Source organism: Muricoccus nepalensis (assembly GCF_006438825.1).
GTDB lineage: Bacteria > Pseudomonadota > Alphaproteobacteria > Acetobacterales > Acetobacteraceae > Roseomonas > Roseomonas nepalensis.
The window spans coordinates 363,738-383,013 of the sequence record NZ_RCZP01000003.1 but is presented as its reverse complement, the minus strand read 5'-3'; the positions used below and the strand labels follow the sequence as shown (position 1 = coordinate 383,013).

Sequence of the window (19,276 nt, the reverse complement as noted above, 5' to 3'; positions counted from 1 at the left end):
AATGGGCCGGGGCCCGCGCCGGTCAGCCCCGCGCGGCGGCGGCCAGGGCGCGCCGCAGCGCCTCGATGCCGTAGGGCTTGCGCAGCAGGGGCAGCCCCGCCTCCGCCACCCGCGCCGGCGCCCCGCCGTAGCCGCTGGTCAGCAGCACCGGCAGCCCCGGCCGGGCGGCGGCCACCTCCCGCGCCAGGTCCAGCCCGTCCATCGCGCCGGGCATGAGGACGTCCGTGAAGACGAGGTCCACCTCGATCCCCGAGGCGATCTGCCCCAGCGCCTCCGAGGGCCCCTTGGCCCGCACCGCGCGGTGGCCGAGGTGCTGCATCATGTCGAGCACGAGCGCCGCCACCGCCTCGTCGTCCTCCACTACCAGCACCCGCAGCGGCCGGTCGCCGGCCGGGCCAGCCTCGCGCGGCGGCGCCTCCTCCGCCCGCGGCGCCGACCCCGCGCGCGGCAGCAGGAGGCTGACGCAGGTGCCGTGGCCGAGCCGGCTGCCCACCCGCGCCGCGCCGCCGCTCTGCCGCGCGAAGCCGTAGACCTGGGGCAGCCCGAGCCCGCCGCCCCCGCCGGACTTGGTGGTGAAGAAGGGCTCGAACACGCGGGAGAGCGCCTCGGGCGCCATGCCGATGCCGGTATCGGAGAGCTCGATGCGCAGGAAGTCCCCCCGCAGCCCCTCCGGCTCCTCCGTGCCGAGGAGGGTCACGTTGCGGGCGGCGATCCGCAGCACGCCCGCCCGCGGCATCGCGTCCCGCGCGTTGAGCGCGAGGTTGGTCACCGCGAGCTCCATCTCCGAGGGGTCGGCCATGACCGGCCAGAGCGTCCCGGGCGCGTCCACCTCCACCACGATGTCCTCGCGGAGCGACCGGGCGAAGAGCTCCCCGATCTCCCGCAGCCAGGGCGAGAGGGCGATCGGCTCCGGCCGCAACGCCTGGCGCCGCGCGAAGGTCAGCAGCCGGCGCGTGAGGTCCGCGCCCCGCTCGGCGGCGGCCGCGATGCTCGCGGTCAGTTTCGCCCGCCGCGCCGGATCCTCCGCCCGCGCGAGCAGGGAGGCGCCCGCCGTCACGACCGCCAGCAGGTTGTTGAAGTCGTGCGCGACGCCGCCGGTCAGCCGGCCGAGCGCCTCCAGCTTCAGGGTCTGGGTCAGCCGCGCCTGGGCGGCCTCGCGCGCCGCCACCTCGCGCTCCACCTCCCGCCGGAGATTCTCATTCGCATCCCGCAGCGCGAGCTCCGCCCGCTTGCGCGCGGTGATGTCGATGCACAGCCCCACGAGGCGCAGCGGCGCCCCCGCCTCGTCCCGGTGCAGCCGCCCGCGGCCCGACAGCCACAGCACCCCGCGCGCGGCGTGGCGCACGCGGTACTCCACCTCGCACTCGGTGTCCGCTTCCTCAAGGCAGGCGCGCAGCGCCCGCTCCGTCGCGGCGCGGTCGTCGGGGTGGATGCCGTCCAGCCAGGCCGCGTAGGAGGCCGCCGCGTCGGCGGGCAGGCCGAGCAGCTCCCGGTACTCCTCCGACCAGGTCATGGTGCCGTCCGGGACGTGCCAGTCCCAGGCCCCGGCGCCCGCGTAGCGGTGCGCGAGGCGCACGCGCTCCTCGCTCTCGCGCAGGGCGGCGTCGATCGCGACGAGCTCCGCCCGCCGCTCCGCGACCTCGCGCGCGAGGGCCGCGTTGGCGTCCTCCAGCTCCGCCGAGAAGGCCGAGAGGTCCTCGAGCGCCGCGCCCAGCGCCTGGTCATCGTCCTCGGCCGCCGCGCGGCGGGCGGAGGCGAGGGCGCGGCCGGCCGCGAGCTGCCGCTCGGCCACCCGCAGCCGTCCGGCGAGGCGGGCGGACTCCGCGAGCGAATCGGCCAGCGCGACGCGCAGCGCCGCGGCCTCCGCGCCCGCACCGCCCGCCCCCCGCGACCCCGCCCTCGCACCGGGCGGCCCGTTCCTCGTCGGCGCGTGCTGCTGCACGGATCCTCCACCGCCAGGATGCTGGCAGAGGTGAACGGCCGACCCCGCGGCGAGTTCGCCCCCCTGCACGAGTTGAAGGGTGGCAAGAGGGATGCCAGGGCTCGCCGCCCCCCTCAGACAAGCTGCGCGGCGAGCTCCGCCGCCTCGGCGAGAAGGCCGGGCAGGCGCTGCGCCACCATGTCCCCCGCCGGGTGGAGCGCCACCGGCGCCCCGAGGTTCAGCGCCGCGACCACCCGCCCGTCGTAGCGGCGGAGCGGCACGGCCAGCGACCGGAAGCCCAGCTCCGCCTCCTCCTCCACCAGCGCGTGCCCGGCCGCGCGGGCGGCGAGCACCGCCGTCCGGACGCGCGCGGGATCCGTTTCCGTCCGCGGTGTCAGCGCCTCGGGGCGGAGCCCGGCCAGCAACGCCTCCAGCGCCGGGTCGGACAGGGCGGCTAGCAGGACGCGGCCGAGCGCGGTGCAATGGGCCGGTAGGCGCGTCCCCACCATCGCGCCGGAGGGCGCGAGCCGCACGGGCTGGGCATGGGCGACGAAGACGATCTCCGCCCCGTCCAGCACCGCGACCGAGCAGGTGGTGCCGCCTTGCGCCGCGATCGCCTCGCAGCGGGGCTGCAGGAGGACCGAGACCCCGTTCGACCCGAGATACCCCGTGGCCAGCCGCAGCACGCGCGGGGTGAGCCGGAACAGCCGCCCCTCCGCCTCGACCAGCCCGAGGTTGGCGAGGGTTGCGAGCGCCCGCCGGGCCGTCGCCCGCGGCAGGCCGGCGGCCCGCGCCGCCTCCGCCAGGCTCAGCGGCCGCCGCCCCGCGCCGAGCGCGGTCAGCACCGCGAGGCCGCGCGCCAGCGCCTCCGAGTGCTCCGGCCCCCGCGCCGCCGCCCCGCGGCGCTGAGCGGCCTCGGCGCCCAGTCGCGGCATCCTCGTCCTCCCCCGTCGATCGTTGCGCCCGATGCGTCGGCCATCCTAGCATCGGGCGTTGGAGCGAACAGGCGTTCGGTCACCGAACATCCCGGGAGACGATCACCATGATGAGCGCGGCGATGAACGAACGCCTTACCCAGGTCGGGCCCGGCACGCCCGGCGGCGCCCTGCTGCGGCGCTACTGGCAGCCCGTCGCCCTCCTCGACGAGCTGGACGGCCCCCGCCCGGTCCGCCCCGTCCGCGCGCTGGGCGAGGACTTCGTGCTCTTCCGGGACGAGGCGGGAAACCTGGGCCTGATCGACCGCGGCTGCCCGCACCGGGGCGTGGACCTCGCCTACGGCCGCCTGGAGGACGGCGGGCTCCGCTGCCCCTTCCACGGCTGGCTCTTCGCGACCGACGGGCGCTGCCTCGAGACCCCCGCCGAGCCCGAGGGCAGCACCCTTTGCCACCGGGTCCGCGCGCGCGCCTACCCCGTGCAGGCGCGGGCCGGCATCGTCTTCGCCTATCTCGGCGAGGGCGAGGCGCCCCCACTGCCCGCCTTCGACTGCTTCGTCGCGCCCGACAGCCACACCTTCGCCTTCAAGGGCCTCATCGAGTGCAACTGGCTGCAGGCGCTGGAGGTCGGCATCGACCCCGCCCACGCCTCCTTCCTGCACCGCTTCTTCGAGGACGGGGAGGCCGACGCCGCCTACGGCAAGCAGTTCCGCGGCGCCTCCGACGGCTCGGACCTGCCCATGACCTACGTCCTGCGCGAGTTCCCGCGCCCGCGGATCGAGGTGGAGGGCACCGACTACGGCCTGCGCGTCACGGCGCTGCGCCGCATCAGCGACGCGACCACCCATGTGCGCGTGACCAACCTCCTTTTCCCCCAGGCCTTCGTCATCCCGATGAGCGCGGAGATGACCATCACCCAGTGGCACGTCCCCGTGGACGACACGCGCTGCTACTGGGTGGCCATCTTCACGAGCTTCGCGGCCCCCGTGGACCGCGCCCGGATGCGCGCCCAGCGCCTCGAGACCTACGCGCTGCCGGACTACGTCGCGCGCCGCAACCGCGCCAACGAGTACGGCTTCGACCCGGCGGAGCAGGCGAGCCGGACCTACACGGGCATGGGCGAGGACATCAACACGCACGACCAGTGGGCGGTGGAGAGCCAGGGCGCCATCCAGGACCGCACGCGGGAGCACCTCGCCTCCACCGACAGGGCCATCGCCGCCAACCGCCGCCTGCTGCTGCGCGCCATGGCCGCGGTGGAGGAGGGCCGCGCGCCCCTGCTGGCCGACGCCGGCGCGGCCGGGCTGACGGGACCCGCCACCATCGACGGCATGGCCCCGAGCGAGAGCTGGGAGGCCCATTGGCGCGCCGCCGTCGCTCGCCGCCGCGCCGCCGCCCCCTGGGGGGCCCCGCCGCTGGACCTTCCGCTCGACGCCGCCGCGGCCCGCGCCGCCGACCCGCAAGCCGCCGAGTGAACGCGAGCCCCTCCATGTGCTTCGCCGAGCGCCACGGCCTGCTCAGCGACGACGCCCGCCGCCAGGCGCAGGACCTCCTCCGCCGGCTTGAGGCCGAGGGGGTGGGGGTGCTCCGCCTCTCCTGGGCCGACCAGCACGGCATCCTCCGCGGCAAGACCGTGGTCGCCGCCGACGCGGCGCGGGCGCTCCGCGACGGCATCGCCATGACGACGACGATGCTGCTGAAGGACAGCAGCCACCGCACGGCCTGGCCCGTCTTCGCGGCCGACGGGGCGGCGATGCCCGAGATGCGCGGCGCCGCCGACTTCCTCCTCCTGCCCGACCCCGCCAGCTTCCGCGTCCTGCCCTGGGCGCCGCACACGGCCTGGATGCTCTGCGACGCCTACTTCGCCGACGGCCGCCCCGTGCCCCTCTCGTCCCGCCACCAGCTTCGCCGGGCGCTGGACCGCGCGGCCGGCCTCGGCTTCGGCCTGACGACCGGCATCGAGCTCGAGTTCCACCTCTTCCGCCTGCTCGACCCGAAGCTCGCGCCGGAGGACGCCGGCCAGCCCGGCACGCCGCCCGCGGTCGCCCTCCTCACCCAGGGCTACAACTACCTCACCGAGAGCCGCTACGACGCGCTCGACCCCGTGCTGGAGGTGCTGCGCCACGCCGTCGAGGCCCTCGACCTGCCGCTGCGCTCGATGGAAGTGGAGTACGGGCCGAGCCAGGTGGAGTTCACCTTCGACGCCCAGGACGCCATGGCCTCGGCCGACACCGCCATCCTCTTCCGCTCGGCGGTGAAGCAGGTGGCGCGGCGCCACGGCTACCACGCGAGCTTCATGTGCCGCCCGCGCATCCCCAACGTCATGTCCTCCGGCTGGCACCTCCACCAGTCCCTCACCGAGATCGCCACCGGTCGGAACGCCTTCGCGGGGCAGGGGGGCGAGCCCCTGTCCGGGACCGCGCGGCACTACCTCGGCGGGCTGCTGCACCACGCGCAGGCCGCGGCCGCCTTCTCAACCCCCACCATCAACGGCTACCGCCGCTACCGGCCCCTGTCGCTGGCGCCGGACCGCGCGGTCTGGGGAATCGACAACCGCGGCGTCATGGTCCGCGCCCTCGGCCGCCCCGGGGACCGCGCGACGCGGCTCGAGAACCGGGTCGGCGAGCCCGCGGCCAACCCCTACCTCTACGCCGCCTCCCAGCTCCATTTCGGCCTCGACGGCATCGAGCGCGCCCGCGACCCCGGCCCCCCCGCCGACGCGCCCTACGAAACGGAGGCCCCGCCGCTGCCCCGCAGCCTCGGCGAGGCCCTGGACGCCCTGGACAGGAGCGAAACGGCGCGCGAGGCTTTCGGCGAGGGCGTGATCGACTGGTACCTCCGCCTCAAGCGCGCCGAGATCGCCCGCTTCGAGGCCGAGGTCTCGGAATGGGAGCAGCGCGAGTACTTCGAACTCTTCTGAGGGGGCGGGCGGTGGCGATCCTGGAGCTGGAGGCGGTCGAGAAGTCCTTCCCCGCGCGCGGCGGCCCCGCCATGCTGGCCATGGACCGGATCAGCCTCGCCGTGCGCGAGGGGGAGTTCCTCTCCATCCTCGGCCCCTCCGGCTGCGGCAAGTCCACGCTGCTGCAGATCGCGGCCGGGCTGATGCCGCCCTCCGCCGGCACGGTGCGCGTCGCCGGCCGCCCCGTGACCGGCCCGCCGCCCGAGGCCGTCTACGTCTTCCAGCAATACGGCCGCTCGCTCCTTCCCTGGCGGACCGTGCGCGACAACGTGGCCTTCGCGGTGGAGCACCGCCCCGGTATCTCCAAGGCCCGCGCGCGCGAGCTGGCCGACGTGCAGCTCGCGGCCGTCGCCCTCACCGGCTTCGGCGACCACTTCCCCTGGCAGCTCTCGGGCGGCATGCAGCAGCGCGTGGCCCTCGCCCGCGCGCTCGCCGCCGAGCCGAAGATCATGCTGCTCGACGAGCCCTTCAGCGCCGTCGACGCGCTCACCCGCCTCGACCTGCACCGCCTCATGCTCGAGCTCTGGGAGAAGCGCGGCCTGACGGTGGTGCTGGTCACGCACGACGTGGAGGAGGCGGTCGCGCTCTCCGACCGCGTCGCCCTGCTCACGAAGCGCCCCTCCACGATTGCCCGCCTCGTCGAGACGGGCCTGCCCCGCCCGCGCGACGCCGTGGAGGTGCGCGAGACGCCCCGCTTCCTCGAATTGCGGCACGAATTGTTGGATGCCCTACTGACGCGCCACGCCCCCGGGGACGGCCATGCGGCCTGAGCGCCTGCTCCGCCTCCTCCCCGGCCTCGCCTTCCTCGCCCTTCTGCTCCTCGCCCTGGAAGGCGCGGTGAACGCCGGGCTGATCCGCCGCGCGCTGATGCCGCCACCCTCCGCCATATGGGAGGTCCTCCGCGACCTCGTCCTCTCCGGCGAGGTCCTCGGCCCGCTCTCGGCCACGCTGCGCCTCGTCTTCGCGGGCTTCGCCATCGGCTCCGTCATCGGCATCGCGCTCGGCGCCGCCATGGCCTGGTGGGCGCCGGCCTACCGCCTGCTCGAGCCGCTGGTGGAGATGATCCGCCCGCTCCCGAAATCGGCCCTCGTGCCGCCGCTGATGCTCTTCCTCGGCATCGGCGACACGATGAAGATCACCTCCGTCGCGCTCGCCGTCACCTTCCCCGTGCTGGTGAACACGCTGCAGGGCGTGCGCGGCGTGGACCGCGTGCTGCTGGACGCCGCGCGCACGCACGGCTGGGGCACGGCGCGCGCGCTGTGGCACGTCGTGCTGCCGGCGGCGCTGCCCTTCATCCTCGCGGGCATGCGCACCAGCCTCGGCCTCGCGCTCATCATCGCCGTGCTGTCCGAGATGCTGACGGGGCAGGGGGGGCTCGGCTTCCTCATCCTCGACATGCAGCGCAGCTTCCTGATCCGCCAGATGTACGCCTGGCTCGTGATCCTGGCGCTCGTCGGCCTCGCCCTGAACGCTCTTTTCGCCTGGGCCGAGGCCCGCGCGCTGCACTGGCAGGCAAGAACCCCCTGAGGAGACCCGAGAGAATGACCGACCTCACCCGCCGCGCCGCGGTCGCGGCGTCCCTGGGCGCCCTCGCCGCGCCGCTCGCCGCCCCGGCGCTCCGCGCCCAGGCGCTGACGAAGCTGCGCGTCAGCGTCATCCCCGTGCTCGACGTCGCGCCGCTCCACGCGGCCATCGCGCAGAACTACTTCGCGGCCGAGGGCATCGAGGTCGACACCTCCTCCACCGCCGGCGGCGCGACGGGCCTGCCGGGCCTCGTCGCGGGCCAGTACCGCGTCACCTTCTCCAACACGGTCTCCGCCCTTCTCGGCGTGCGGGAAGGCCTCGACTTCCGCTTCATCTCGGGGGCCGCGCGCTCGTTGGCCCAGCCGCCGGACACCATGGCGATCGTCGTCCGCAAGGGCTCGGGCATCACCAGCGGCAAGGGGCTTGAGGGCAAGCGCGTCGCGTCCAACACGCGCAACAACATCGTCTGGCTGCGCGGCATGGCCTGGATCGACAAGACCGGCGGCGATTGGAAGCGCGTCACCACCGTGGAGGTGCCCTTCCCGCAGATGGCCGACGCGCTGGTCGGCGGCCAGATCGACGCGGCGCTCTTCAGCGAGCCCTTCGTCACCTCCGCCATGGAGGCCCAGGGCGACAAGCTCGAGCGCATCGGCTGGATCATCCAGGAGACCGCGCCCTCCTCCTCCATCGCGCAGTACGTCGCCATGAAGGAGGACCTGGACAAGAACGGCGAGGTCTTCGACCGCTTCGTCCGCGCGCTGCACAAGGGCACGGACTGGGTGAACGCCGCCGCCGGCAAGCCGGAGCTCCTGCAGCTCGTCGCCAACTTCACCCGCGTGCCGCTCGAGCGCCTGCAGAAGGTCGCCTTCACCGCCTACCCCAAGGAGGTCACCACCGCCGAGATCGCGGAGCTGATCGCGACGATGACGAAGTTCGGCCTCGGCGGCCGCTACCCCGCGCCGGCGGACCTCATCTTCCGCACGGCGAAGGCCTGACTTGGCCGGCGGCGCCCTCGCGGCCACGAAGGGGTTCCGCCCGACCTCCGGCGTCTGGCTGGTCCTCGCCCTGTTCCTCCTCTGGGAGGTCTCGGCCCGGACCGGCATGGTCGACAGCCCGAACTGGCCGCCGCTGTCGCGCGTGGTGGCGGCGCTGGTGCGCGACACCCTCTCGGGCGAGATCCCGATGCTCGTCGGCTCGACGCTGGCCCGGATGTTCGCGGGGCTGGCGGCGGGCACGCTCGCGGGCATCGCGGCCGGGCTGCTCTTCGGCGCCAGCACGCTCGCGCAGCGCGTCCTCGGCCCGACGGTGGAGCTGATCCGCCCCATCCCGATCCCGGCCGTCATCCCGCCGCTCGTGCTCTTCCTCGGCCTCGACAACGGCATGAAGATCACGGTCGCCGCCGTCACGGCCTTCTTCCCGCTGTTGACCAACACCGCCCAGGGCCTGCGCGCGGTGGAGGCGGACCAGCTCGCCATGGCCCGCACCTTCGGCGTGCCCGCCTGGCGGCGCCTGTTCCGGGTCACGCTGCCGGCCATCCTGCCCTACGTCATGGCCGGGCTGCGCGTCGCCCTCGCGCTCGCCCTCGTCACCACCGTCGTTGCCGAGATGATCGCGGGCGAGCAGGGGGTGGGCCACTACCTCGTGCTGATGCAGTTCGCGGGGCGGGCGGAGGAGATGTACGCCGCCGTCCTCGTCCTCGCCTTCCTCGGCTACGCGCTGAACCGCGGCTTCCTGTGGGTCGAGCGCCGCTCCATCGCCTGGTACTTCGCGACGGGGCGCGATGGGTGAGGGGGCGACGCGCTGGCCCGAGATCGGCGCGCTCGTCGCGGCCGGGGTCGCGGGCGCGGTGCAGTTCGGCAAGGTCGCGCCCTCGCTGCTCGCGATCGGGGGGGACCTCGGCATCGGCCTCTCCGGCGCGGCCGGGCTGATCTCGGTCTTCGCGCTGGTCGCCGCCGCGGCCGGGCTGCCGGCGGGGCTGCTCGCGGCGCGGGCCGGGGTGCGGCAGGTGCTGCTGGCGGGGCTCTGGGCGCTCGGCGCCGCGGGGCTCGCCGCCGCCGCGGCGCCGGGCATCGGCGCCCTCTACGCCGCCCGCGCGGCGGAGGGCGCGGCCTTCCTCGCCATCATCGTCTCCGCCCCCACCCTCGTCGCCGCCCGCGCCGCGCCCGGGGACCGCGCGCTGGCGATGACGCTCTGGAGCGCCTTCATGCCGACCGGCGTCGCGCTCGGCCTGCTGGCCGCGCCCTTGGTGGAGGGCTTCGGCTGGCGCGCCGCCTGGGGCCTCTCCGCCCTCCTGCCCTGGGGCGCGGCCCTCCTCCTCGCCGCCCGCCTGCCGCAGGGGGCCGGGCGCCCCGTCCCGGCCCGAGGCGGGATGGCCGGGCCGCTCGCCGCCCTCGGGCGCGCGCGCCTGCCCGTCTTCGTCGCCCTCGCCTTCGCCTGCTACTCCGCGATCTACTTCGGCATCGCGAGCTTCCTGCCCGCGCGCCTGGTCGCCGGATTCGGCCTGCCGCTCTCGCTCGCGGGCGTCGCGGGCGCCGCGGCAGCGGTGGTCAACATCGCCGGGAACCTCGCCGCGGGTTGGCTGATGCGGGCCGGGCGGCACCCGGCGCGCCTTGCCCTGGCCGCCGGCACCGCCATGGCGGTCCTCTCGGCCGGGGCCTTCGCGCTGCCCTTCTCCCTGCCGCTCACCCTTGCGGCCGCGCTGCTCGCCTCGGGGATCGGGGGCGTGGTGCCCGCCTCCCTCTTCGCCCTCGCGCCGCGCTCGGTGCCCGACGCCTCGCTCACCGGACCGGCGCTCGGGCTGCTCGTCCAGTGCAACAACATCGGCTCGGTGCTGGCGCCGCTGGCCATCGCGGCCGCGGCCCGGGCCGACTGGTCCCTGGCCGCGCTGCCGCTGCTCGCCGCCGGCGCCGCGCTCGTGTTGCTCGCGCGGCCCCTGAGGCGGATCGACTGAGGGCCGGGCGACCTCAGCCCATGTTCACCATGATGGTCTTCTTGTGGGTGAAGTGCTCCAGCATCGCCTCCAGCGAGGCCTCCTTGCCGAGGCCCGAGGACTTCACGCCGCCATAGGACAGGTTCGCCTGCACGACGAGGTTCTGGTTGATCTGCACCAGCCCCGCCTCCAGCCGGTGCGCGAGGTTCAGCCCGACCTTGAGGTTGTTCGTCCAAAGGCTCGCCGCCAGCCCGTACTCGCTGTCGTTCGCCTCGGCCAGCACCGCCTCGGGGTCGTCGAAGGGCATGACGCAGGTGACGGGGCCGAAGATCTCCTCGCGCACCAGGCGGCTGTCCTTGTCCAGCCCCGTGAAGATGTAGGGCTGGATGAAGAGCCCCTTCTTAAGCGCGGGGTCGGAGGGCATGGCGGAGCAGGCCCGCCCGTTCGCGCCCTTGGTCGCCACGCCCTCGTCGATGAAGGACTTCACCTTCTCGAACTGCCCCTCGGAGATGATGGTGCCGATGTCCGTCTTCTCGTCGAGCGGATCGCCCATCACCATGGCGTCGACCTTCTCGGCCATGGCGTCCACGAAGCGCTGGAAGATCGGCCGCTCCACGTAGATGCGGCTGGCCGCCGTGCAGCTCTGCCCCTGGCGCGTGAAGCGCATCGAGGTGATGGCGCCGGCCAGCGTCTTCTCGAAGTCGCAGTCGGCGAAGACGATCATCGGCGACTTGCCGCCGAGCTCCAGCGTCACCGGGATGAGCTTCTCCGCGGCCGCCTTGGAGACGATCTTCCCGGTCTCGACCGAGCCCGTGAAGGTCACCTTCCGAACCTTCGAGTGGGCCACCAGCGGCGCGCCGCATTCCGGGCCGAAGCCCGAGACCATGTTGAACACGCCCGCCGGCAGCACGCGGTTCATCAGCTCGCAGATGCGCAGCACCGCGAGCGGCGCCTCCTCCGCGCTCTTCACCACCACGGTGTTGCCGGCCACCAGCGCGGGCGCGACCTTCAGCGCCATCAGCAGCATCGGCACGTTCCAGGGGATGATGGCGCCGACCACCCCGAGCGGCTCGCGCACCGTCACCGACAGCACGTCGGGCGCGAAGGGCACGGTCTCGCCCTTCAGCTCGCCGCCGAGGCCGCCGAAGAACTCGAGGATGTCGGCAACCGTGTTCGCCTCCACCCGGCTCTCGGTGCGCAGCGCCTTGCCGGTCTCGAGCGCAATCAGCCGGCCGAGCTCCTCGACATGGGTGCGCATCAGCGCCGCGCACTGGGCGACGAGCGCGCCGCGCTTGCGGGCGGGCATGCGCGCCCACTCCTTCTGCGCCCGCGCCGCGTCCTCCACCGCCGCGTCCACGTCGGCGGCGTCGCCGTCGGCGGCGCGCGCCACCTCCTGGCCGGTCGCGGGGTTCACGACCGAGAAGGTCTTGCCGGAGCGCGCCGGGACGTAGCGCCCGCCGATCAGGTGCACCCCGGACAGCGCCTTGGCGAGGGCGAAGGGGTCGGTGGTCGGGGCCTCGGGCGTGGGGTGGGGGCGGTCGAGCATGGTTTCCTCCAGCAACGGGTGGGGCGCATCGGACGGGGCGGCCCATCGGGGCGGCCCGGCACGGCGGCCCGGCGCGGCGGCCCTTCGCAAGGCCACCCGGGCCTGGCGGCGAGCGCCGGCGGGCGGCGAGGGTGCCCCCGCCGGCCCCCGGCCGCAAGCGGGCCGCCACTGGCGGAACCGTGCCTTGCCCGGCGGGGCGGGCGGGGCCAATCTGCCAGCCCCGGCGAATGGCGCCGCGCCGGCGCCCCCGGCGCGGGGCTGAAGGCCGCCCGATCCGGAGGGATTGCATGTCAGAGGCCGTGACGACCGTCGAGCGCGAGGCATCCGAGCAGGACGCCCGGCCCGAGGCCGCCCCCGCCGCCGCCCGGTCCTGGATCGAGCGACTCTGGTCCTCCATCGCCGACCGCGGGCGCCTCTTCGCCTCCGTTCCCGGCGATTCCACCCCCCCGCTCGACCGCGCCAAAAGCCTCGCCGAGGCCCTGCTGACCGAGCGCGGCGAGGCCTCCGGCGCCGCCGTCGCGCGCGAGGTCATGGGCGCGCTGCGCGACCTCGCCCCCGCCGACCGCGCGGCCTTCCACCTCTTCATGGCCACCAGCTTCGGCCCGAAGCCCGAATCGCTGCGCGAGGCGGCGCTCGCCTATCTCTCCGACCCCACGCCCGAGAAGGCCGCCCACCTCTCCCGCTGCGCCGAGCCGCCGCGCCAGGAGCTGCTGCGGCGGATGAACATGTCCCCGGGCGGCACCGCGGCGCTGGTGGAGCTGCGGCGCCAGCTCCTGCAGGAGATGCGGGCGGAGCCGGCGCTCAAGCCCCTTGAATCCGACCTCCACCACCTCTTCGTGTCCTGGTTCAACCGCGGCTTCCTCCAGCTCCGCCGCATCGACTGGCAGACGCCGGCCGCCGTGCTCGAGAAGATCATCCGCTACGAGGCCGTGCACGAGATCGACGGCTGGCACGACCTCCGCCGCCGCCTCGCCGCCGACCGCCGCTGCTACGGCTTCTTCCACCCCTCGCTCCCGGACGAGCCGCTGATCTTCGTCGAGGTCGCGCTCGTGCAGGGCCTGGCCGCCTCCGTCCAGCCGCTGCTCGACGCCGAGGGCGAGGCCGGCGCCGAGGCCCGGGCGGCCGCCGCCGACACCGCCATCTTCTACTCCATCTCGAACTGCCAGGAGGGGCTGCGCGGCATCTCCTTCGGCAACTTCCTCATCAAGCAGGTGGTGGAGGACCTCAAGGCCGAGCTGCCGCAGCTCATCCGCTTCTCCACCCTCTCCCCCATCCCCGGCTTCCGCCGCTGGCTGGAGAAGCGCATCGCCGAGGGCGGGCCGGAGGCCGAGCTGGCCCTGCCGCTCTCCGAGCCCGAGTGGTGGCGCGACCCCGCGCGGGCGGAGGGGCTGCGCGCGCCCCTGCTCCGTCTCGGCGCCGAGTACCTCACCGACCCCGGCGGGCGGATGGACCCGGTCGCCCGCTTCCACCTCGGCAACGGCGCGCGCCTCGAACGGATCAACTGGCTGGGCAACACCGCGCCCCGCGGCATGCAGGAATCGCACGGACTGATGGTCAACTACCTCTACGAGCGCGACGAGATCGAGCGGAACCACGAGGCCTTCGCCCGCGGCGGCACCGTCGTGCGCTCCGGCGCGGTGGACGCGCTGCTCGCGCCCAGCAAGGCGCTGCCCGTCCGCAAGGACAAGCCCCGCCCCGCCAAGGCCTCCTGAGCGTGCCCGCCGCGTTCCCGCCCGGCGCCCTTGCCGGGCTGAAGGTGCTTGACCTCACCCGCGTCCTCGCCGGTCCCACCTGCACCCAGATGCTCGGCGACCTCGGTGCCGAGATCGTCAAGATCGAGCGCCCCGGCGCGGGCGACGACACCCGCGGCTTCGCGCCCCCCTACGTGCCCCGCACGCAGGAGAGCGCGTATTTCGTCGGCGTGAACCGCAACAAGAAGTCCGTCACCCTCGACATCGCGAAGCCCGAGGGCCAGGCGATCGTGCACAAGCTGCTCGCCGAGTGCGACATCCTCGTCGAGAACTTCAAGGTCGGCGCCCTCGCCAAGTACGGCCTCGGCTGGGACGACCTGAAGGATCGCTACCCCCGCCTCATCTACTGCTCCATCACCGGCTTCGGGCAGACCGGCCCCTACGCGCCCCGCCCGGGCTACGACGCGCTCATCCAGGCCATGGGCGGCGTCATGTCGCTCACCGGCGAGATCGAGGGCGAGCCGCAGAAGGTCGGCGTGCCCGTCGCCGACCTCTTCGCCGGCCTCTACGGATGCATCGGCGTGCTCGCCGCGGTGAACCACCGCCACGCGACGGGGCAGGGGCAGCGGATCGACATCGGCATGCTCGACACCCACGTCGCCTGGCTGGCGAACCAGGGCATGAACTACCTCGCCACCGGCGAGAACCCGCCGCGCCTCGGCAACCAGCACCCGAACATCGTGCCCTACCAGGTCTTCCCCTCGAAGGACGGCTACATCGTCCTCTCCGTCGGCAACGACCCGACCTTCGAGCGCTTCTGCAAGTTGGTCGGGCAGGAGGCGCTGCTCGCCGACCCGCGCTTCGCCACCAACGCCGCCCGCGTCGCCAACCGCCAGCTCGTCACCGACACCCTCACCCCCGTCATGCGCACGCGCGGGACGAAGGAGTGGGTGGAGGTGCTCGAGGCCGCGAAGATCGGCTGCGGCCCGATCAACACGCTGAAGGACGTCTTCGAGGACCCCCACGTGAAGGCGCGCGAGGTCGTCGTCGAGATGGACCACGCGAGCGGCGAGCGCGTGCAGGTCATCGCCAATCCCGTCCGCCTCTCGGCGACGCCGCCCAGCTACCGCAGCGCCGCCCCGGTGCTCGGCCAGCACACGGAGGAGGTCCTGGCGGGCCTCGGCCTCGATCCCGAGGCGATCGCAAAGCTGCGCGCCGACGGCGCGGCCTGAGGCCGCCCGGATGTCCGCGAGCCCCCGCCCGACGCCGCGCCCCGGCGCCTTCCGCACCCGCCTCGGCCCGCTCGAGCCCACGCTCCGCTGGGTCGAATGGGGGCCGGAGGACGGCGACCCCGTCGTCTGCGTCCACGGCCTGACCCGCACCGGCCGCGACTTCGACGTGCTGGCGACGCGCCTCGCTCAGCGCGGCCGCCGCGTCATCTGCCCCGACGTCTTCGGCCGCGGCAACAGCGACTGGCTGCCGGACGGCTCGCTCTACGCCGTGCCGACCTACGCCGCCGCCTTCCAGCAGTTCCTCGACGCGCTGGGCCGCCCCTACGACTGGGTCGGCACCTCCATGGGCGGGCTGATCGGCATGGCGCTGGCCGCCCTGCCGGGCACGACGCCGCGCCGCCTCGTGCTGAACGACATCGGTCCCTTCATCCCCGCCGCCGCCCTCCAGCGGATCGCCGACTACCTCGCCCTCAGCCAGGACTTCGGCAGCGTGGAGGAGGTCGAGAGCCATCTCCGCCGCGTCCACGCCCCCTTCGGCCGCCTGCCCGACGCCGCTTGGCGCCACTTGGCGGAGACGAGCGCGCGCCGCACCCCGGCCGGCCGCGTGGCGATGCACTACGACCCCGCCATCGCCGCGCCGACCCGCGGGGCCCCCGCCGCCGACATCGACCTCTGGCCGGTCTGGGAGGCGCTCACGCCCCCCATCCTCGTCCTGCGCGGCGCCGAGAGCGACCTTCTGGACGAGGCCACGGCCGCCCGCATGGCCGCGCGCCCGAAGACGCTGCTCGTCAACGTCGCCGGCTGCGGCCACGCCCCGGCGCTGATGGACCACGCCCAGACCGCCGTCATCGCGGAGTTCCTCTCCCATTCCGGGACGGCAACCGGTCCGGAGGGCTGACGTTCTCGACGGCAGCGCCCGATCCGGGCCCTTGGAGAACCGTTGATGACGACCCTTTCGCGCCGCGGGGCGATGATGCTGCCCCTCGGCCTGGCCGGCCTCGCCGCCGCCTGCGCCCCCGCCGCCCGCCAGATGGCGATGAACGCCGACCCGAGCGGCCGGGCGGACCCCGAGATGCTCGCGCTCCTCGAGAGCTACGCCCGCCTCAACCCGGCGCCGATCGAGACCCTCGGCGCCGCCGACGCCCGCCGCCAGCCGAGCATGGCCGACGCCGTCCGCGCCCGCGCGCTCGAGCAGCAGAACACGAACCCGCAGCGCCCGATCAACAGCTACAACGACATCACGCTGACCACGCTGCCGAACGGGCTCCCGGCCCGGATCTACCGGCCCATCTCGGCCAGCGCCGGCCCGCTGCCCGTCATCCTCTACTTCCACGGCGGCGGCTGGGTCATCGCCGACATCGACACCTACGACTCCTCCGCCCGCGCGCTCTGCGCCGAGGCCGAGGCGATCGTCGTGTCCGTCCACTACCGCCAGGGCCCCGAGTTCCGCTTCCCGACCGCCCATGACGACGCCAACCTCGCCTACGCCTGGGTGGTGACGAACGCGGCGGCCATCAACGGCGACCCCAACCGCATCGCCATCGTCGGCGAGAGCGCGGGCGGCAACCTCGCCCTCAACACCGCGATCTTCGCCCGCGACCGCCGGATGGGCTCGCCCCGCGCCGTGGTCGCCATCTACCCCGTCGGCGGCGTGGACCTGGAGACGGCCTCCTACCAGCAGTTCGCCAACGCCAAGCCGCTCGGCCGGCCCGCCATCCAGTGGTTCGTGTCCAACTACACGACGGGGCCGCGGGACCTGCAGGACCCGCGCCTCGACCTCGCCGGCCGGGCCGACCTCCGGGGCCTGCCGCCCGTGTTCATCGTGAACGCGGAGATCGACCCGCTGCAGACCGACGGCGCCCGCCTGGAGGAGAAGATCCGCGCCTCCGGCGGCCAGGTCACCCGCACCGTCTACCCCGGCGTGACCCACGAGTTCTTCGGGGCCGACGCGGTGCTGACCAAGGCCAAGCAGGCGCAGCGCCAGGTGGGCGAGCAGCTCCGCGCCGCCTTCGCCGCGGCCCCGCCGGCGGCGCCCGCCCGCCCGGTGCGGCGCCGCGCGGGGATCTGATCCGCGGCTGCCCGCGCCGCGGCGACGCGCGCCCGGGCTTTCGGAGGTCCCTCCGAAAGCCCGGCTCCGCCGCGGGCGCCTGTCCTCGCCCGAAGCAGGGAGAAAGCGAGGTCCGCTTGCCACCGGTGCCGAAGCGGATGTCGGTCCTCGGAGGGTCTCTTCCCGTCGCCCGCCGATGCCTCGGCCCGGCTTCGCGGGGCGTTGCACGAACGGGCCGGATGAAGGCCGATTAATGTTCGTGCTTTTGACGAACAGCACGAAAAAGATCGGTTATAAAACAATACCTTCCTGTTCTTGTTCCTTCTTTCCCGATGGTGTGGTTCTTGCTGATGGAACGCCGGGTGCAGACCCCGGACCACGAACGTGGCCGTCCTCCACGGGAGACGTTCCATTGCCATGAAACCCATCATCAAAACGGCCGCGCTGGCGCTGCTGGGCAGCATCGCCCTCACCTCGATGGCCCAGGCAGCCGCCTTCACCAGCCTCTACGTCTTCGGCGACAGCTACTCCGATACCGGCGCCTATGTTCCCCTCACGAACGGCTCGACGGCCGCGGGCTACCTCGCCCAGGACTACGGCATCCCGCTCACGACGCCGCGCAACGCCTCCCCGGGCACGAGCGGCATCAACTTCGCCCAGAGCGGCGCCAGGGTCGACGTGGGCCCGACCCCGCCCGCGACCCAGCCGCAGAGCCTCACGCAGCAGGTCGCGACCTTCCAGTCCCTCGTCAACTCGGGCGCGGCCAGCTTCAACCCGGCCTCCACGCTGTTCTTTCTCGCCGGGGGCCTGAACGACCACCTTCGGGCGACGCAGGAATCGATCGCCCAGGCCACGACAAACCAGGTCGCCGCGCTCTACGCGCTCGGCGGGCGCTACTTCGAGATCACGCTGCTCCCCGCGGCCGTCCCCGCCTTCACGGACAGCGCCACCTTCCTCAACCCGGTCTACGCGGCGCTCGTCCCGCAGCTTCAGGCGCAGTTTTCCGACGCGGTGATCGGCCTCAGCAACTGGGGGCCCTTCTACGACGACATCCTCAACAATCCCGGCCGCTACGGCATCACGAACACCACCGACGCCTGCCAGAGCGGCTTCGGGGCCGGCGCGACCGTCTGCGCAAACCCGGACTCCTACTTCTACTACATCGTCGCCCATCCCTCCGACGCGTCGCACCGCATCGTCGGCGACCGCCTCTACCAGGAGGCCCTGGCGCTGCCGACGATCGCGGTGCCCGAGCCGGCCTCGCTCGCGCTGTTCGGCGTCGGCCTCGCCGGGCTCGCCCTGGTGCGCCGCAAGCGGGCGGCCTGACCCGCCGGCCGCCGTCCTCCCGGGCGGCGGCCACCCGCGGCGACGGGGGCGGCGCGACCTAGCCCGCCCGCAACCGCTTCGCCGCGTCCACCGCGAAGTAGGTCAGCACCCCGTCCGCGCCCGCGCGGCGGAAGGCGAGAAGGCTCTCCATCATCGCCCGTTCGCGGTCGAGCCAGCCGTTCCCGGCGGCGGCCGCGATCATCGCGTACTCCCCGCTCACCTGGTAGGCGAAGGTCGGCACCGAGAAGTGCTCCTTCACCCGCCGGACGATGTCGAGATAGGGCATGCCGGGCTTGACCATCACCATGTCGGCCCCCTCCGCCAGGTCCGCCGCCACCTCGCGGATCGCCTCGTCGGAATTGGCGGGGTCCATCTGATAGGTCTGCTTGTCGCCCTTCAGGGACTTGCCCGAGCCGACCGCGTCCCGGAACGGGCCGTAGAAGGCGGAGGCGTATTTCGCCGAATAGGCCATGATCCGCGTGTGGATGAGGTCGCGCGCGTCGAGCGCCGTCCGGATCGCCCCCACCCGCCCGTCCATCATGTCGGACGGCGCGATGATGCCGATCCCGGCCTCCGCCTGGATCACGGCCTGGGCGACCAGCACCTCCAGGCTGTCGTCGTTGTGGACGTAGCCGTCCCGGATCACCCCGTCATGCCCGTGGTCGGTGTAGGGGTCGAGCGCCACGTCCCCCACCAGCACCAGCCCCGGGAAGTCACGGGAGAGCTGGCGCGCGGCCCGGCACATGAGGTTCTCGGGGTTCTTCGCCTCCGTCCCCTCCGCGTCCTTCTTCTCGGCGGGGGTGGCCGGAAAGAGCGCGACGGCCGGGATCCCGAGCGCCGCGGCCGGCCCCACATGGTCCGACAGCCGGTCCAGCGAGACCCGGAACACGCCGGGCATGGAGGCCACCGGCTGGTACTGCCCCTCGCCCTCCACGACGAAGATCGGCCAGATGAGGTCGTCCACCGACAGCCGGTTCTGCGCCACCAGGCGCCGGGTCGGCTCGTCGAGCCGGTTGCGCCGCGGGCGCGCGATGGGGAAGGGGGCGTGGGTCATGCCCGCCTTTGTCGCGCGGAGACCGCCGCCCGCCAAGACCGGTCGCCCGGGACCCGCCGCAAGGACCGGCCGCGAGGACGGGCATTCAGGGCCGCCGCCCCGGGCGACGCCCTTG

Annotated in this window: 16 protein-coding genes; 12 read left to right on the top strand and 4 right to left on the bottom strand. The window is 74.0% G+C overall.

Annotated elements, in window-relative coordinates:
• Positions 1 to 22: 22 nt before the first annotated feature.
• Positions 23 to 1,942 carry a PAS domain-containing hybrid sensor histidine kinase/response regulator gene (locus EAH89_RS06290; RefSeq protein ID WP_140881920.1) on the bottom strand — a complete coding sequence of 640 codons (1,920 nt, stop codon included), beginning with the start codon at positions 1,940 to 1,942 and terminating at the stop codon, positions 23 to 25.
• A 113-nt stretch (positions 1,943 to 2,055) separates the two neighbouring features.
• A complete protein-coding gene (locus EAH89_RS06285; RefSeq protein WP_140881919.1) occupies positions 2,056 to 2,856 on the bottom strand; it encodes an IclR family transcriptional regulator domain-containing protein in 801 nt (266 codons plus the stop codon).
• 122 nt (positions 2,857 to 2,978) lie between these two features.
• Here EAH89_RS06285 and EAH89_RS06280 point away from each other — a divergent pair, with 122 nt between their 5' ends.
• From EAH89_RS06280 to EAH89_RS06250, 7 genes are read left to right on the top strand one after another with little or no spacing between them, the layout of a single operon-like run.
• Positions 2,979 to 4,328: an aromatic ring-hydroxylating dioxygenase subunit alpha gene (locus tag EAH89_RS06280; protein WP_241666881.1), complete on the top strand. Its 1,350-nt coding sequence runs from the start codon at positions 2,979 to 2,981 to the stop codon at positions 4,326 to 4,328.
• A complete protein-coding gene (locus EAH89_RS06275) occupies positions 4,325 to 5,773 on the top strand; it encodes a glutamine synthetase family protein (RefSeq protein ID WP_206667467.1) in 1,449 nt (482 codons plus the stop codon). The genes EAH89_RS06280 and EAH89_RS06275 overlap by 4 nt, the downstream gene beginning before the upstream one ends.
• A gap of 11 nt (positions 5,774 to 5,784) precedes the next feature.
• A complete protein-coding gene (locus EAH89_RS06270; protein ID WP_241666880.1) occupies positions 5,785 to 6,582 on the top strand; it encodes an ABC transporter ATP-binding protein in 798 nt (265 codons plus the stop codon).
• The gene (locus EAH89_RS06265; protein WP_140881916.1) at positions 6,572 to 7,339 is read left to right on the top strand and encodes an ABC transporter permease; all 768 of its coding nucleotides are present in this window, start codon (positions 6,572 to 6,574) and stop codon (positions 7,337 to 7,339) included. Before EAH89_RS06270 ends, EAH89_RS06265 begins: the two co-directional genes overlap by 11 nt.
• A gap of 14 nt (positions 7,340 to 7,353) precedes the next feature.
• The gene (locus EAH89_RS06260; RefSeq protein WP_140881915.1) at positions 7,354 to 8,331 is read left to right on the top strand and encodes an ABC transporter substrate-binding protein; all 978 of its coding nucleotides are present in this window, start codon (positions 7,354 to 7,356) and stop codon (positions 8,329 to 8,331) included.
• Position 8,332: 1 nt separating this feature from the next.
• Entirely contained in the window at positions 8,333 to 9,124 is a 792-nt protein-coding gene (locus EAH89_RS06255) for an ABC transporter permease (protein WP_140881914.1), read from the top strand.
• A complete protein-coding gene (locus EAH89_RS06250; RefSeq protein WP_140881913.1) occupies positions 9,117 to 10,286 on the top strand; it encodes an MFS transporter in 1,170 nt (389 codons plus the stop codon). Before EAH89_RS06255 ends, EAH89_RS06250 begins: the two co-directional genes overlap by 8 nt.
• A gap of 13 nt (positions 10,287 to 10,299) precedes the next feature.
• Here the strand turns inward: EAH89_RS06250 and EAH89_RS06245 are convergent, their stop codons facing one another.
• Positions 10,300 to 11,811: an aldehyde dehydrogenase family protein gene (locus EAH89_RS06245; protein WP_140881912.1), complete on the bottom strand. Its 1,512-nt coding sequence runs from the start codon at positions 11,809 to 11,811 to the stop codon at positions 10,300 to 10,302.
• 287 nt (positions 11,812 to 12,098) lie between these two features.
• Between EAH89_RS06245 and EAH89_RS06240 the strand changes: the two genes are divergently transcribed.
• The 5 genes from EAH89_RS06240 to EAH89_RS32440 all read left to right on the top strand — a co-directional run bounded on the left by EAH89_RS06240 (position 12,099) and on the right by EAH89_RS32440 (position 18,107).
• Positions 12,099 to 13,523 carry a malonyl-CoA decarboxylase gene (locus tag EAH89_RS06240; RefSeq protein WP_140881911.1) on the top strand — a complete coding sequence of 475 codons (1,425 nt, stop codon included), beginning with the start codon at positions 12,099 to 12,101 and terminating at the stop codon, positions 13,521 to 13,523.
• Positions 13,524 to 13,525: 2 nt separating this feature from the next.
• Complete coding sequence (locus EAH89_RS06235) at positions 13,526 to 14,734, top strand: CaiB/BaiF CoA transferase family protein (protein WP_140881910.1); 1,209 nt, start codon at positions 13,526 to 13,528, stop codon at positions 14,732 to 14,734.
• A 10-nt stretch (positions 14,735 to 14,744) separates the two neighbouring features.
• Positions 14,745 to 15,632, top strand: coding sequence for an alpha/beta fold hydrolase (locus EAH89_RS06230; RefSeq protein WP_140881909.1), 888 nt, complete (start codon positions 14,745 to 14,747; stop codon positions 15,630 to 15,632).
• 45 nt (positions 15,633 to 15,677) lie between these two features.
• Positions 15,678 to 16,802 (top strand): alpha/beta hydrolase, encoded by a 1,125-nt coding sequence (locus tag EAH89_RS06225; protein WP_140881908.1) that lies wholly within the window; start codon positions 15,678 to 15,680, stop codon positions 16,800 to 16,802.
• A gap of 396 nt (positions 16,803 to 17,198) precedes the next feature.
• The gene (locus tag EAH89_RS32440; protein WP_140881907.1) at positions 17,199 to 18,107 is read left to right on the top strand and encodes an SGNH/GDSL hydrolase family protein; all 909 of its coding nucleotides are present in this window, start codon (positions 17,199 to 17,201) and stop codon (positions 18,105 to 18,107) included.
• A gap of 58 nt (positions 18,108 to 18,165) precedes the next feature.
• Here EAH89_RS32440 and hemB read toward each other — a convergent pair whose 3' ends face one another.
• Positions 18,166 to 19,161 (bottom strand): porphobilinogen synthase, encoded by a 996-nt coding sequence (gene hemB / locus EAH89_RS06215; RefSeq protein ID WP_140881906.1) that lies wholly within the window; start codon positions 19,159 to 19,161, stop codon positions 18,166 to 18,168.
• Between the last annotated feature and the right edge of the window lie 115 nt (positions 19,162 to 19,276).

Excerpts from the sequence above, each read along its gene's own strand:
- EAH89_RS06230 (WP_140881909.1), top strand. The coding sequence starts at position 14,745 with ATGTCCGCGAGCCCCCGCCCGACGCCGCGCCCCGGCGCCTTCCGCACC.
- hemB (WP_140881906.1), bottom strand. The coding sequence starts at position 19,161 with ATGACCCACGCCCCCTTCCCCATCGCGCGCCCGCGGCGCAACCGGCTC.
- EAH89_RS06265 (WP_140881916.1), top strand. The coding sequence starts at position 6,572 with ATGCGGCCTGAGCGCCTGCTCCGCCTCCTCCCCGGCCTCGCCTTCCTC.
- EAH89_RS06240 (WP_140881911.1), top strand. The coding sequence starts at position 12,099 with ATGTCAGAGGCCGTGACGACCGTCGAGCGCGAGGCATCCGAGCAGGAC.
- EAH89_RS06225 (WP_140881908.1), top strand. The coding sequence starts at position 15,678 with ATGACGACCCTTTCGCGCCGCGGGGCGATGATGCTGCCCCTCGGCCTG.
- EAH89_RS06285 (WP_140881919.1), bottom strand. The coding sequence starts at position 2,856 with ATGCCGCGACTGGGCGCCGAGGCCGCTCAGCGCCGCGGGGCGGCGGCG.
- EAH89_RS06260 (WP_140881915.1), top strand. The coding sequence starts at position 7,354 with ATGACCGACCTCACCCGCCGCGCCGCGGTCGCGGCGTCCCTGGGCGCC.
- EAH89_RS32440 (WP_140881907.1), top strand. The coding sequence starts at position 17,199 with ATGAAACCCATCATCAAAACGGCCGCGCTGGCGCTGCTGGGCAGCATC.
- EAH89_RS06280 (WP_241666881.1), top strand. The coding sequence starts at position 2,979 with ATGAACGAACGCCTTACCCAGGTCGGGCCCGGCACGCCCGGCGGCGCC.
- EAH89_RS06250 (WP_140881913.1), top strand. The coding sequence starts at position 9,117 with ATGGGTGAGGGGGCGACGCGCTGGCCCGAGATCGGCGCGCTCGTCGCG.
- EAH89_RS06245 (WP_140881912.1), bottom strand. The coding sequence starts at position 11,811 with ATGCTCGACCGCCCCCACCCCACGCCCGAGGCCCCGACCACCGACCCC.